Origin of the sequence: Streptomyces sp. NPDC002888 (assembly GCF_042888465.1) — a bacterium.
GTDB lineage: Bacteria > Actinomycetota > Actinomycetes > Streptomycetales > Streptomycetaceae > Streptomyces.
The window spans coordinates 78,600-93,076 of record NZ_JBIAPU010000025.1 but is presented as its reverse complement, the minus strand read 5'-3'; the positions used below and the strand labels follow the sequence as shown (position 1 = coordinate 93,076).

Below are 14,477 nucleotides of genomic sequence, written 5' to 3'. Positions count from 1 at the left end.
GGGGTCAGTGCCTGCCGCTGTTGGCCGTGCTCGCGTTGCCCGCCGCCTGGATGGCCTCCAGATGGGTGGCCTGGGTCTTCAGGATGTTCTGCGCGTTGTTGTTGGTGCCCGTCGCGACGGCCACGATCGCCTCCGACAGCGTCTGCGTTGTGCTGCTCACCGTCTCGGTCTCCTTCTTCTCCTGCGGGCCGGCAGATTTGCAGAAGCTGTCGTCGACCCCGGGCCAACTACGGGTTCCGCTCACATCGCCTGCGAAGTTCAGCAGGATCCTCCGTGCGGCGAGGCTGATCTGGTCGATGGCCTCGGCGCTGACCTGCACCTGGAACGCGTTGGCTGTGTAGGAGTTGCTGCTGTCAGACATGGCGGTCCTCGTCCTCGGCGTCGTCGTTGATCTCGTCGTGCAACCGGTCGCGTGTCCTGCGGGCCTGGGCGGGATACGGCTCCTCCAGCACGTCGGATCCGAAGATCTCGGCCCAGTCGACGTCCACGCCCGTCAACTCAGGTACGGAGGAGCTGGGTTGGGTAAAGGGCCGGAACGTCTCCATCACCTGCCGGGACATCTGCGTCCGGGCGCGTTCCGTCGCCTCCAGCACACTGGCGGCGAGTTCGCCGGCCGCCATGGTGCGGTACTTGCCGTCCAGGAACCTGAGCGCGGTCAGCTCGCCCTGGTGCCCGACGGTGGCCTCCACCGCCCGGTCCTTGGAGCGTACGGTGACGGAGGCGCGGCGCAGTTCCGACTCCGCCCGGGCCACCGCCGTCTGGACCGCTTCCAGTTCGGCCATCGCGTCCGCCAGTCTCTGCTCGACCGACGCCTGGGTGGCCGCCGTCTCCTCGGGCCCGGCCGTGCCGGCGCGTCGGCCTTCCGGAGCGGTTCCGTTGCGCGTGTTCATCGTCCGATCACCGCCGGAGCTCCTCCTTCGTCCGTGCCCCACACGTCCTCGTCCTCCGTCAGCCAGCTGGACCGGTCGCGGTCGCCGCTCTCGGTGGACAGACCGCCCTGGCCGCCGGCTCCGCCCATCGGGAGATACGGCGAGGAGCCTGCCGTGGGCACTCCGCGCCGGGTGAGGATCACGTCCTCGTCCTCCTCGTCCGCCCCCGCTGCGCGCGCCCTGGACCGGCGTCGTACGGCGGCGCCGTCGCTGTCGGTCAGGACGTTGCGGACCCGTTCGGCGTTGGACTGTCCCGAGCCGCTGCCGCCCATGCCCCCCATGCCACCCATACCGCCCATGGGGGCCATGGGGGCCGAGCCGCCCATGGCGTTGAGCGCCGACGCGCTGTTCAGCGGCGTGCCGTCGTCGCCCTGCATGCCCGTCGCCGAGGTGGCGGAGGACGCCTCGTCGGCGGGCGCGCCGAGCGAGCCTCCCTCGTACGGGGTGCTGTCGTACTCCTCGTACGAACTGTCGTCCGCGCCGCCCGAGTCACCGGACGAGCCCCAGGCCGCGCCACCCGACGAGTCGTCCGTCGAACCTTGCGGGGACGAGAACAGGTCCGCGAGATCGGAGAGGGGCGACGTGAAGGCGGTGGTCGAGCTGTCGCCGACGGAGGTCCCGCCCCCGCCGTCGGTGAAAAAACTGCCGGGCGTCAGGTCGTCGGTCTGCGTGGTCGTCGTGGACCCGTCGGAGTCGAACGCGCCGGTGCTGCTGTCGTCCGCGACGCCCGTGCCGCCCGTGTTCGTCGACGGGTTCAGCTGGGTGGTGGTGACCGTGCCGTCGGGCTGAGTGGTCGTCACCGTGCCGTCGGCGCCGATGGACTGGACGGTGCCGTCCGGGTACCTCGTGGTGAGCGACCCGTCGGGGTTCAGGGAGGTCGTGCTGCCGTCCGCGTTGGTGTACGAGGCGCCGGGGTTCAGGTCCTCGCTGCTGGTCTTCCCGTCCGGTGTCGTCGTGGTGACCGTGCCGGTGTCGGGGTCGTACGTCTCGACGCTGCCGTCGGGATGGGTGGTGGCCAGCGAGCCGTCGGGCCCCAGGGTGGTGGTGCCGCCGTCGGCGTTGGCGATCGTGTCCGACGACGGGTTGAGCTGGGTGGTGATCACCGTGCCGTCGGGCCGGGTTGTCGTCACACCCCCGGTCGAGGGATCGATCACCGTGCTGGTGCCGTCCGGGTATGTGGTGGTGAGCGTCCCGTCCGGGTTGAGGGTCGTCGTGCCGCCGTCCTCGTCGGTGACCGCCGTGCCCGTGGTGAGCTTCTCGCTGGTCGACTTGCCGTCCGAGGCGGTCGTGGTGAGCATGCCGGTCGCGGGATTGAACACGCTCAGGCCGCCGTCGGGGTACGCGGTGGTCAGTGACCCGTCGGCATTGAGGGTGGTGGTGCCGCCGTCGGGGTTCCGCAGGCTGCTGACCGCGCTGTCCACGTCCGGGTTCAGGCTGGTGTCGGTCGTGGTGGACTGCCAGTCGTCGATCACGTTGGAGAAGTCGGTGGTTCCGCCGGTACGCGCGGTGTCGGTGGTGTCGCCGGGGGCGAACACGCCGTCGTAGCCGGACGTGTCGGTCGTCGACCAGTCGTTCAGACCGGTGGTGTCCGTGGTCGGCCAGTCGCTGAGGCCGGTGGTGTCGGTGGTCGACCAGCCGTTCAGGCCGGTGGTGTCCGTGGTCGTGGCATCGGTGCCCAGGGTGTCGTTCAGGCCCGCGCCGAACTCGCTCATCCCCTCGCCGATGCCGCCGAGCGCGTCGTTGAGGTCGGAGAAGGTCGCGCCCAGCCCGCCGCTCATGTCGTTGAGGCCTTCGCCCACCTTGTCGAGGGCTTCCGCGATGCCGTCACCGGTCTTCTCGGCCGCCTCCTTGCTGACTTCCGCCTCCTCCTGCTGCCACTTCTCGGTCAGGGTGCTGGTGTACTTGCTCGCCAGCGGCTCCTCGAAGGCCGTCAGGACGTCGGCCCAGCTGTTGTTGAGGTTCGACAGCGCTTGGCGGGCCACCGGGACGAGCACGTCGTCGGCGGCCGCCTGCCACTTCGCGACCGCCGCCTCACCGACCGCCTTCCACGCCGCGTCCGTCGTGAGGTCCCCGTACTGGGGATGCACCTGACGGAAGGCGGAGGAGGTGTAGTAGTCGATGACCGCGCCCTTCAACGGCTGCCGGTAGAGGCTGGGGCGGTTTGTGGTCACCACCTTCTGGACCTGGGTGATGTTGTTGTCGACCAGCCAGTCCCACAGGTCCTGCAGGAGCCGCACCACCTCGTAGTGCGGGTCGTGGGCGCCGCTGCGCTCCCACTCCTTCCACTTCTTCCGCAGACCCTTCGCGTTGCGGACCAGGCTGAGCTGCGCCCCCGCCACCGCGTCGCCGACGTTGGAGCGGGGGGTGTAGGCGGCGTCGACCGTGGTGTTCTTGCCCGCGTAGTCCTTGCCTCCGAGCTGGTCGACGTAGTCGGCGTAGTTCAAGTGCAGCTGCTTGACCAGCTGGCGGAAGACCCCGGCCGCCTGCCCCCGCCAGGAGGCCTGCTCCTCGCCCAGGCCCTTCTCCCACTGCGCCAGCACGTCGGCCCGGTCGGCGAAGAACTTCTTCGTCCGGTCCACCGCCTCGGCCGTGCGCGTGAAGGTGCTGAGACTGACGGCGTTGCCGTTCGTCACGGTCTTCCCCGCGAAGGACAGGTCCCTGGTGCTGTGATCCTCGACCAGCGCGTCGAGTGCCGTCCTGGCCCCGAAGACGTACTGGATCAGCGCCGTCGAATCCGCACCGGCGGACTCCGCGGTCGGCACGTTTCCGGGCCCCCACAGGACCGGCCGGCCGTCACTGCCGTTGAGCGCGCCGAGCAGCGAGATGCCCACCCGCTTCATCCTGACCTTCTTGTGCGCCCCGTCCCCGCCGGCCGTGTAGAAGACGATGCTGTAGTCGTAGTCGCCCTTCACGTGCCGGCCCTGGGCGGCCGCGGCGTCGAGGGGGTCCACCGGCCGTATGGTCAGGCTTTCCGTCCGATGGCTGAAGAGAGGAACTCCCTCCGGGCTCTTCAGCTTCTCGAAAAGCGTGTCCCGTGCGGGCATCGGATAGCCGGTGAAGAGCCGTACGGCCCTTTGCCAGTCTTCGAGGTCCTGCGTATCGGCCACAGAGGTGCACTCCGCGAAGTAGGGAGGAAAGGGCTGGAGGGAGAAGGGAGTTGCTCAATGCGAGAGAGGCCAAGGCCCCGGCCCGGACGGTCGGCCGTGGGGATCAGCCGTGGGCCGTCATTTCCTCGACCCGTCCTCGCCGCTGAGGTCGCTGTCCACGTCGGCGAAGATCTCGAGCAGCTTCTCGCCGTCGATGGCGGCCAGGCTGTCGCCCTGGTTCGCCAGCAGGGTCTTGATGGTCGTCTGCAGGTCGCTCTTGATGTCCTTGAACAGGGCCTGCTGCGCCTTCAGGATGTCGTCGATCGCCTGCGCCGAGCCGGTGACGGCCTCCACGAGGCTCTTGCCGTGCACGGTTTCGTCGGCCGCCAGGGCGCCGATGGCCAGGACCTGGTTCTGGTCCAGGGTGTCGGCCGTGGTGTAGCCCTCGGTCAGGGTCCGCAGCGCCCGGGCTCCGTCGGACCGGTCGTTGCGGATGGCCTTCAGTTCCCTGACGAACTCGGCCACCTCGGTCGTGAGGAATGTCTGGAGCTCCTCAGCGTTCAGATGCGTCAGGTCGGCCATCGCTCAGTCTCCTGACGGGTGTTCAGCGGCCGATGGCGATGTCGGACCACATCTGGGAGAGGGAGTTCTCGCTGTACTTGTAGCCGCCGTGGATGTCGTTGAGCAGCCCGGCGTGCGAAGTGAGCAGCCTCTCCATGTTGGTGACCGCCTGCTCCCAAGCGGCCTGCTTCTGCCGGTAGACCTCGGCGTCCGCGCCGTACCAGGTCTTCTTCAGCTCCATGAGCTCCGCCTCCAGCGAAGCCAGTGTGGTGGCGATCGCCTTGGTCTGCTGCACCATGTCGTCCGCGGCGTTCTGCACGTGCGCGTAGTCGACGTGGATGTATCCGTCGGTGAGGTTCTCGGACATCAGAGTTCTCGTCTCGTCGTCGGGATGCGGAGGGGAAGACGCCTGCGCCGGATCAGGAACCGGTGAGCGTCTGGAACACCGCGTCGGACGCGTGGGACGCCTGCTGGATGGCGTCGGTCGACGCCGTCTGCGTCTTGCCGTGCTCGACCAGGCTGGTCTGCAGCGCCTGGATCATCTCCCCCAGGTTCTTCTGGATCACGGAGCACTGCTCGTCCCACTTGGTCAGCAGCACCCCGAACTGCGCACCATCACTGCCCTGATAGCCGCGGGCGAGGTTCCCCCGGGTGTCGTCCACGTCCCGACGGGATCGCGCGACACCCTCCAGGGCCGCCTCCAGAGCACGAATCCCGTTCGTCGTCGCCTGCGCGCTTGACTGCTGTCCGCCACCGGCCATGGGCTGCCGTCCTTGAGTCGGGAGATCGATGAAGGTCCTGCGAAGCTTTCGTGTGGATCGTAAAGATCAAACCCCTGACGATGCGCCACTTCTGAGCAGAACTTGAGCTTTGAGCTGATGAACTGACGTAACGTCAAGAAGACGTATCAGAGGGCCACTTGGTCATCTGAACGTAGCGATCAGGCCAAGCGGCCTGATCCTCACTCAGTCGCAGACGCACCCGAGGAACCGGATCGCACGGCGGAACTTCTGTCATCCTGCGCGCAGTTGGGAGCAGTGCTCAGGGCGGTGCCGTCGCCCGCGGCGGCGACCGGGTCCAGGTCCGGTCCCGAGCCAAGCATCGACAGCAGTGGTGACGGCAGCGCCACCACGTCGTCCTCGCCGTACCCAAGCGCCTTCAGCGCGTCCGCGGACGGCACCCGGTACTTCACGCCGTTGTCGGCCACGAGGTAGGTGGTGTCGCCCACCGTCGCCCCGCCCGCGCCGAGCACCCTCACCAGCGCGCCGCGGCCGGGCCGGACCACCACCTCGTCCACCGCCAGGCAGGCCGCCGCCGACTCCCCCGCCGCCGCCTGGGTGACGGGGGCCAGCGCGCTGCGCGGCACCAGCACCGAGGTGATCCGGGTGTGGTCTTCGCCGGGCTGCACCTGGGCGCAGGCGGCCATGTCGTCGGCGACGCCGACCGCGCGGGGCGGGGAGTCGGGCAGCGTGGCCAGGGAGGCTGCCACGCTCTTGCCGCCGGCCAGATGCGTCCTGAGCAGGTCTGCGCCGAGTTCGAGGGCGGTGGGGGCCTTGCCGCCGTACGCCTTCGCACGGGTGGCCGGGTCGCCGAGCACGAGGGCGACACCGGTCGCGGTGAGCGGCACGAGGCCCTCCTGCCGGAGCAGGTAGTACTGCGCGGCCGAGCCCGGCACACGTACCGCGAACACCTGCCCCACCGTGCTCCTGGCGCCCCCCAGTGCCGGGCCGGCGCCGCCGCGGCCCGGCACGGCGGGCGAGGCCAGGACGGGGCCGGGGGCGAGGGCGTCGAGGAAGGCCGCGGACACCGGGCGCGGTGTCAGGGAGCCGTAGCCGAGCGAGACGGCGGCGCCGGAGTCCTTGTCCAGCCGGAGCCGGGAACCCTGCCAGACCAAGTACGACACCTGGTCGGGGCCCGTCACCAGGAGGCCCTGGTCGGCGGCCACGGCCTGCCCCTGCGTGGGGGCGCCGGCCACCAGGGCGGTGACCGCGGTGGTGGTGCCGGTCGTGTCCTCGGCCCGGCCGACGGTGGAGCAGACCTGCCAGGCGCCGTCGTCCAGGTCGCTTGCCGCCGGTACGGAGTCGGGGGCCCCCGGGATGCCCACCGGGGCGCCGACGGGGGTGCCCCGCAGCGAGGCGGTGCGCACGTCGGTGCTCGTCAGGCCGCCGCCGCCGATCAGCAGGGCCGAGGCGTAGTTGCGCACGGGTCTGAGGCGGCCGTCGATGTAGAGGTAGCGGGCGCCGGTGTCCCGGTTGACGATCAGGCCGCCGGAGGTCTTCCAGGAGGTGTTGCCGCCGGGCGAGACCAGCCCGTACACGAAGGCGCCGGCCGCGACGAGGACCCCGATGAGGCACCCGATGAACACGCCCCGGGTGGTCCGGGCCAACGGGCTCTCCGGGGCGTCGGGATCGGCGAGCAGCATGCCGGAGGTGAGTCGGCCCATGATGAAGGTGTGTGCCTGGACCTGGTCGCGCTTGGACTGCATTGGATCGGGTACCTTCCGGTGTCTTTCCCTGGTCGGCGGTGGGCCGGCGGGCGTCAGGCGGTGGCCGGCGGGCCGGCCGACGGTCAGCCGTTGAACGCGCGCAGGGCGGCGAAGGCGCCGAACACCCAGAGGGTCAGCGGCAGCAGGGCGATCGCCAGGAGTGAGTGCAGCAGTTCGGCGGCGCGGCCCCAGTAGGGCAGCATGCGGCGGCCCGGCACGGTCCAGGAGGCCACGGCCAGGCCGGCGGTCAGCGCGAGCAGTCCCGCGACCAGTGCGGGACGGTCGGACGGGGAGAGGGCCGCCGCGGCGCTCAGCAGCAGGAGCACCACTCCGCAGCCGCCCGGCACCACCAGGGCCAGGCGCTGCCACACGTTGACCATGCCGCGCCCGTGCACCAGCAGGAGCAGCGACACCGTGCCCGCCGTCAGGACCTCGGGCAGGCCGGGCCGGCTGACCAGGGCGGCCAGGCTGCCGACGCAGACGACGCCGGTCGCCCCGTACAGGGCGGTCATCCAGCCACCGGCCAGCGCGGTGCGGGTGGCGACGTCCCGGCCGCTGTAGGGGTCGATGCCCTCCTGCAGCTGTTGGGGGTTGGTGGGCAGGGCGGGCATCCGCATGCCTGCGAGGCGGAAGGACAGGGCGGGGACGAAGCTCCCGAGGACGACGACCACCGCGGCCACCGCCGCGGCGGCGCTCTCCAGCGGCACGTCGAGCAGGCTCATGAGCGCTCCGGCGGCCGCCGTGGCGATCGCCACCACGGCGGTGGCGGCGAAGAGCGGTATGTACACGGCCACCGCCGCCAGGGCCAGTACGGCCGCGCCCGCCCCCGCGGCGCCGACGGCGAGGAGCCGGGCGCCCAGTACGTGGTGCGCGTGCGGGCCGGCCAGGTCGCCGCCGGGCAGCAGCCAGCCGGCCAGGGCCAGACTGGGCGCGGCCAGGACCCCCAGGGTCGCGCCGGCCGCCCCGTCGCCGACGGCCCGGGCGGCGGAGGCGGCGCCCGCGAGGAGCAGCAGCCCGGTGACGCCCGCCAGCGCGGCGCGGACGGCGACCGGGCCGCCGGGCCAGGCCAGTACGGCCAGGGCGGTCAGCACGGCGGCCACGACCATGCCGCGCAGCAGACGGCGGCCCGCCTCCGGGCTCCAGCCGTGCAGCCGTTCCCGGGTGGCCTCGGCGATCCCGTCGACCAGGTCGTCCAGCCGTACCTCGGGCAGGGCGTCGGCGTGCGGCCGCAGGTACAGGACCTCGCCGTCCTTCAGTTCCAGCGCGGACAGGGTGCTCTCGTCGTCCAGCGGGCGGTCGCCCAGCCGTTGCAGCACCCAGCCGCTGTGGTCCAGGCCGTTTTCCTCCAACTCCTCACCGGCGTAACGCAGTACGGCCGGCAGGAGGTCGGCGACCGGCACGTCGGCGGGTAACGCCAGGTCGACGGTCTTGGCAGGGGCGCGAACGGTCAGGTGGCACAGTGCGGCCACTGAGGTTTCAGTCATGGAGATGGGGACCACGCTTCCGAGGAATGTCATCGATGAGCTTTGCTCTGCGTGTTGATCACATGCAGACTACTGAGGCCCCGGGTCTGCCGTCGACGACCGGGGCTTCTCTTCGGTTTCGGCCCGGCCTTCTGGCCGGAGAGCCCGCCGCCCCGGTAAGGAGTCCGCTCTTGAGTGTCGTCCTCTTTCGCCGCCCCGCCCGCCGACGCGGCCCGGACATGCCCGAGGGCGAACTGAGCCTGCAGGAGCCGCCGACGCTGCCGGAGGTCGTTCCGGACAACTCCGCGGTCTGGACCTACCTGCCCATGGCGATGATGTCCGTCTCCATGATGCTGATGTTCCTGCGGCCCGGCGGGACCAGCGTCATGACCTACGTCGCGCTGGGCATGATGGTGTTCGCCTCGGCGGCCATGATGGTCGGTCAGGTGATGCGCAAGAGCGGTGAGCGCAAGCAGCGCCTGGGCGGCGAGCGGCGGGACTATCTGCGCTATCTGTCACAGACCCGGCGCAAGGTCCACCGGACGGTGGTGGAACAGCAGTTGGCGCTGGCCTGGCGGCATCCCGCACCGGCGACGCTGCGTTCGCTGGTGCGCACGAGCCGGCTGTGGGAACGCCGGGCCAGGGACGAGGACTTCGCCGAGGTCCGGGTGGCCGTCGGGGACCAGCAGCTGGCCACCCGGCTGACACCGTTGTCCACCAAGCCGGTCGAGGATCTCGACCCGATCGCCGCGCACGCGCTCAGGCGTTTCGTGCGGGCGTACAGCACGGTGCCGGACCAGCCGATCGCGCTGTATCTGCGGTCCTGGAGCCGGGTGTTGCTGCGCGGCGACGAGACCGCGGTGCGGGACATGGTGCGGGCCATGCTGTGCCAGCTGGCCGTGTTCCACGCGCCGGAGGAGCTGTGGATCGCGCTGTGCGTGAGCGACGAGCGGCAGGCCGAGTGGGAGTGGGTGAAGTGGCTGCCGCACAGCCTGCACCCGCACGAGCAGGACGGCGCCGGGCCCGCCCGCATGGTGGCGTCGGCGTTCAGCGGCATGGAGGACCTGCTGGGCGCGGAGTTCACCGAGCGTCCGCCGTTCGATCCGGACGCCGTGCCCGGCCGCGAGGAGCCGTTCACGGTTCTCGTGGTGGACGGGGTCCAGATGCCCTCGGGCCACCGGTTCGATGCCCAGGGATTTCGCAACGCCCTCGTGATCGACGTGTCGGAGGGTCTGCGGTGGCGTCCGGGCCGTACCACTCTGCGGCTGGACGTACGGCCGGACGGGGTGCGGCTGGTGCGCACCGACCGCAGCCGCAAGGAGCAGTCGACCCTGCTGGGGCGTGCCGACGCGATGGGACCGGTGGGCGCGCAGGCGCTGGCCAGACTGCTCGCCCCGTACCGGATGAGCCTGACCGCCGACGCCGTCGAACCGCTGTCCACCGACGTGGAGTTGACGGCTCTGCTGGGCATCCCTGATCTGCACCGGCATGATCCGGCCACCTTATGGCGGCGCAGTACCGGTGCGGCGCGGCTGCGCGTACCGATCGCGGTGGGGGCCGACGGGGTTCCTGTGGAGGTGGACATCAAGGAGGCCGCGCAGGGCGGTATGGGCCCGCACGGCATGCTGATCGGCGCCACCGGTTCGGGCAAGAGCGAGCTGCTGCGCACTCTGGTGGTGGGTCTGGCGCTGGCCAACTCCTCGGAGACGCTGAACTTCGTGCTGGTGGACTTCAAGGGCGGCGCCACGTTCCTGGGGTTGGACGAACTGCCGCACACCTCCGCGGTGATCACCAACCTGGCGGACGAGACGGCCCTGGTGGAACGAATGCAGGACGCCCTGCACGGCGAGTTGATACGCCGTCAGGAACTGCTGCGGGCCGCGGGCAACTACACCTCGGCGCTGGACTACGAGAAGGCGCGCGCCTCGGGAGTGCCGCTGGCACCGCTGCCGAGCCTGTTCGTGGTGGTCGACGAGTTCAGCGAACTGCTGGCGGCGCACCGGGAGTTCATGGACCTCTTCGTAATGATCGGGCGGCTGGGCCGCTCCCTCGGGGTGCATCTGCTGCTGGCCTCGCAGCGCCTCGACGAGGGCCGCATGCACCAGTTGGAGAGCCATCTGTCGTACCGCATCGGTCTGCGTACGTTTTCGGCCATGGAGAGCCGCGGGGTACTCGGGGTCCCGGACGCCTACCAACTGCCGTCGCAGCCGGGTTCCGGCTTCCTCAAGAGCGGGGTGGAGGCGCTGACCCGGTTCCGGGCCGCGTACGTCTCCGGGGCGTACCGGGAACGCCGGAGCGCGGTGGTCCAGGCGCGGGTCGCCAGCCAGGTGGTGCCGTGGAGCTCGGGATTCGTGGTGCCGCGTACGCCGGCCCAGGTTCCGGAGCCGGAGCCGGAGCCCGAGGAGGAGGACGAGGGCGGGCCGACCCTGCTGTCGGTGGCCGTGGACCGGATGCGCGGCGCCGGGGCCGCCGCCCTCCAGGTGTGGCTGCCGCCGCTGGACCTGCCGCCCACCCTCGACGAGCTGCTGCCGGGGCTGGCCGCTGACCCGGTGCGCGGGTTCGTCTCGGCCCGGTGGCCGGGGTCCGGCGGGCTGCGCGTGCCGGTCGGTGTGGTGGACAAGCCGTTCGAGCAGCGGCGCGACCCGCTGGTGGTGGACCTGTCGGGCAGCGGCGGGCATCTGGCCGTCGCGGGCGGTTCGCAGAGCGGCAAGTCGACGCTCCTGCGCACCCTCATCGCCGCTCTCGCACTCACCCACACCCCTCGCGAGGTGCAGTTCTACTGCCTGGACCTGGGCGGCGGCACGCTGACCGGGCTGGCCGGGCTACCGCATGTGGGCGGCGTGGCCAGCCGTCTCGACGCAGAGCGCGTGAGCCGTACGGTGGCAGAGGTCACCGCCGTGCTCAACCACCGTGAACAGTTCTTCCTGGACCACGGCATCGACTCGATGGCCACCTACCGCAGGCGCCGCGCGGCAGGCGAGTTCGCGGACGAACCGCACGGTGATGTCTTCCTGGTGGTGGACGGCTGGGGAACCGTGCGCCAGGACTTCGACACGCACATCCCGGCCTTCCACCAGATCGCGGCCAGAGGGCTCAACTACGGTGTCCACCTGGTCGTCTCGACGGCCCGCTGGATCGAACTGCCGGCTCAGGTGCGTGACCAGGTGGCCACCCGGCTGGAACTGCGGCTGGGCGACTCCATGGACTCCGTGGTCGACATCCGCAAGGCGGCCACCGTGCCGCGCAGTCCCGGGCGCGGTCTGACGACCGAGGGCAAGCTGCACATGCTCACGGCGCTGCCGCGGATCGACGGGCGGGAGAGCGCGGACGACCTCACGGAGGGCGTCGCCGCGCTGACTGAGCGGGTCGCCGGGCACTGGACCGGTCCCGCCGCGCCGCCGGTGCGGACGCTGCCGCACCGGCTGCCGGCCGCGGAACTGCCGCGGCCGGAGGTGGCGGACGGGCTGCGGATCGCGCTGGGCCTCGACGAGGAGACCCTCTCCCCCGTGTGGCACGACTTCAGTCGTACCCCGCATCTGGTCTGCGTCGGCGACAGCGAGAGCGGCAAGACCAATCTGCTGCGTCTGGTCGCCTCGGCGGTCACCGCCCGCTACAGCCCGGCCGAGGCGCGCATCCTGATGGTGGACTACCGGCGCGAACTGGTGGAGGCGGTGCCGCAGGAGTACCGGCTCGGGCACGCGGTGTCGGCCGACGTCCTGCGCGAGCTGGTCTCCGGTGCGGCCCGCGCCACCGCCACCCGGCTCCCGGGGCCGGACATCACCCCGGCCCGGATGCGCCGGGCCGACTGGTGGACGGGGCCGCGGCTGTTCGTGCTCGTCGACGACTACGACATGGTGGGCGGCAACATCGCCTCCCACCCCTTCGCCCCGCTCCTGGACCATCTGGCGCTGGGACACGAGGTGGGCCTGCACATAGTGGTCGCGCGCTCCGCGACCGGTGCCGGGCGAGGTTTCAACGACCAGTTGCTCAGGCGTCTCGACGAGGTCAACACACCGGGCCTGCTGCTGTCCTGCCCGCCTTCGGAGGGCTACGTCTTCGGCAACGTCAAGCCGCGCAACCTGCCGCCCGGCAGAGCGCTGCACATCGCCCGCCGCAAGGCCGTGCTGATACAGACGGCACTGGCGGAAGCGGGCTCGGAGGAGGGGCCGGACGGGGCTTGAGCGGGCGGGGCGGCTGTACAAGACGGCCGTACGGGGCTTGAGCGGGCGGGTTGGCGGTACGGGATGGCCGTACGGTGTGGCCTCCGGGGCGGACGTACAAGTCGGCCGCCGGGCCGGTCATACCGGGTGGCCGCCGGGTGCGGACGTACGCCCGGCACCGGACGCCGTCTCCGTGTTCGGGGGCGGACAAACCGCGCCCCCGGGCCGCGGCCCGCGTTGCGAGCGCTCCGGGGCCGCACAGGCCGCCCACGCGGCGGGCGGGCCCATTGCCCCGCGCCCGGCGTCCCCCGGGCCGGTCAGGGTCCTCCGGCGGGTCGACGGGCCCGCAGGCCCGCCGCGCGACGTACCGCCGGTCGACGGGCCTGCGCCCAAGGACGGCCTGCCCCGTGGGCGACCGCCCGGAGAGCCGGCCGGCGGGGACCGGCGGGTCTTCGTAGCGCGAGGGTGCCGCTCAGCCGGGGCCACCGACCCGCTCATGGCCACGGCCGCCGCGCGACGCCCTACCCCTCCGCGGCCTCGCGCTCCCCGCCCTGCGTCTCCCCGCGGGCCGGGCGCCAGCCGCGGGCGCGCCCGCGCGGGATCACCACGGCGACCCAGGCGACCAGCAGGACGAGGCCGCCGCCGGCGCCCGCCAGCAGCAGGGCGCGTCGGGTCGCGCGGGCGGCGTCCTCGTCCCTCGCCAGGTGGACGGGGGTGGCTGCCGGGGCGGACGCCGCCGGTGCGGCGGAGGCGGCCCGCGCCGTGGTGAGAGCGGCGTACGGGTCGAGACGGGGCGTGTCCGCCGGGTAGGCCGTGGCGGTCAGCCGCTGTGCCGTCGCCTCGGCCGTCAGGGCGGGGTGCGCGGCCCGTACCAGGGCGGCCGCGCCCGCGACGTAGCCGACGGCGAGTGACGCGCCGGAGCCGATGAAGTGGCCCTTGCCCCGGGGGCCGATGCCGAGCACACCGTCGCCCGGTGCGGCCAGGTCGGCGCTGCGGGGCCGATAGGCGCCGTCGGGGCGCCGCCCGTCGACGTCGACGTCGACGACGGACAGCACCCCGGGGGCGGCAGCGGGCCAGTAGTCCCTGGCCAGCGGGGCGGAGGCGGCCCCGGGGCCCGCGGGGACGTCGGGGACCGCGGCGGCCACGATCAGGGCGTCATGGGCGGCGGCGTAAACAACGGCGCTCCGGAGGGGCGCTGAGTCCTGGGCCAGGGCCGGGGACACCGCGACGACCTCGGCCCCGGCCGTCACCGCGGCCCGGATGCCGCGCGCCACCGTGGCGGCGGTCGCCCTGCCGCGCTCGTCGGTGCCCCGTACGGCGAGGATGCGCGCCTGCCGGGCCACGCCGGCGAAGCGGACGTCCCGCGCAGGGGTCGCTGCGATCAGCCCGGCCACAAAGGTGCCGTGGCCCACGCAGTCCTCGTCCGCGCCGTCCACCGCGGTGACCCGGCCGGCCAGCGCGGGCGCTTGAGCGGAGACACCCGTGTCGACGACCGCCACGGTCACCCCGGCGCCGGTGACGGCGGCGGACTGCCAGGTCCGGGCGAGCTGGAGGCTGCGCTGCTCCCACGGCACGGCGGAGACCACGTCGGCGGAGCCGCCGGTGCACGCGGCCCCGGCGGCCAGCCGGGACGGCATCACCGGCAGCTTCACGGTGGCACCGGGCGCCGAGTCGGCTGCCGCGCTCCCACCGAGCAGGAGCGTGACGGCCGACGCCAGGGTGAGCAGGACCGGCACGGCAGGCCGGGGACGGCGCATGGGGGAATCCTCAGTCGGCTCGACGGATCCGGACGT

Annotated in this window: 10 protein-coding genes; 1 reads left to right on the top strand and 9 read right to left on the bottom strand. The window is 72.1% G+C overall.

The genetic code is table 11. The annotated features are described in order from the left end of the window. Positions 1-4: 4 nt before the first annotated feature. From ACFYWX_RS33955 to eccD, 8 genes are all read right to left on the bottom strand, one after another. A complete protein-coding gene (locus ACFYWX_RS33955; protein ID WP_389428672.1) occupies positions 5-361 on the bottom strand; it encodes a hypothetical protein in 357 nt (118 codons plus the stop codon). Continuing rightward, the gene (locus ACFYWX_RS33950) at positions 354-782 is read right to left on the bottom strand and encodes a YbaB/EbfC family nucleoid-associated protein (RefSeq protein WP_389428714.1); all 429 of its coding nucleotides are present in this window, start codon (positions 780-782) and stop codon (positions 354-356) included. The genes ACFYWX_RS33955 and ACFYWX_RS33950 overlap by 8 nt, the downstream gene beginning before the upstream one ends. A gap of 104 nt (positions 783-886) precedes the next feature. Further along, positions 887-4,036 (bottom strand): AAWKG family protein, encoded by a 3,150-nt coding sequence (locus ACFYWX_RS33945; RefSeq protein WP_389428671.1) that lies wholly within the window; start codon positions 4,034-4,036, stop codon positions 887-889. Between the two features lie 117 nt (positions 4,037-4,153). After that, complete coding sequence (locus tag ACFYWX_RS33940) at positions 4,154-4,597, bottom strand: type VII secretion system-associated protein (protein ID WP_389428670.1); 444 nt, start codon at positions 4,595-4,597, stop codon at positions 4,154-4,156. A 22-nt stretch (positions 4,598-4,619) separates the two neighbouring features. After that, complete coding sequence (locus ACFYWX_RS33935) at positions 4,620-4,943, bottom strand: WXG100 family type VII secretion target (RefSeq protein WP_389428669.1); 324 nt, start codon at positions 4,941-4,943, stop codon at positions 4,620-4,622. A 52-nt stretch (positions 4,944-4,995) separates the two neighbouring features. Further along, entirely contained in the window at positions 4,996-5,337 is a 342-nt protein-coding gene (locus ACFYWX_RS33930; RefSeq protein ID WP_389428668.1) for a hypothetical protein, read from the bottom strand. A 200-nt stretch (positions 5,338-5,537) separates the two neighbouring features. Further along, complete coding sequence (gene eccB / locus ACFYWX_RS33925) at positions 5,538-7,061, bottom strand: type VII secretion protein EccB (RefSeq protein WP_389428667.1); 1,524 nt, start codon at positions 7,059-7,061, stop codon at positions 5,538-5,540. Positions 7,062-7,144: 83 nt separating this feature from the next. After that, positions 7,145-8,545: a type VII secretion integral membrane protein EccD gene (eccD, locus tag ACFYWX_RS33920; protein ID WP_389428666.1), complete on the bottom strand. Its 1,401-nt coding sequence runs from the start codon at positions 8,543-8,545 to the stop codon at positions 7,145-7,147. A 218-nt stretch (positions 8,546-8,763) separates the two neighbouring features. On the opposite strand from eccD, the gene eccCa reads away from it, so the two are divergent. Continuing rightward, positions 8,764-12,705, top strand: coding sequence for a type VII secretion protein EccCa (gene eccCa, locus ACFYWX_RS33915; RefSeq protein ID WP_389428713.1), 3,942 nt, complete (start codon positions 8,764-8,766; stop codon positions 12,703-12,705). 500 nt (positions 12,706-13,205) lie between these two features. On the opposite strand, the gene ACFYWX_RS33910 is transcribed toward eccCa, so the two are convergent. Beyond that, complete coding sequence (locus ACFYWX_RS33910) at positions 13,206-14,441, bottom strand: S8 family serine peptidase (RefSeq protein WP_389428665.1); 1,236 nt, start codon at positions 14,439-14,441, stop codon at positions 13,206-13,208. Between the last annotated feature and the right edge of the window lie 36 nt (positions 14,442-14,477).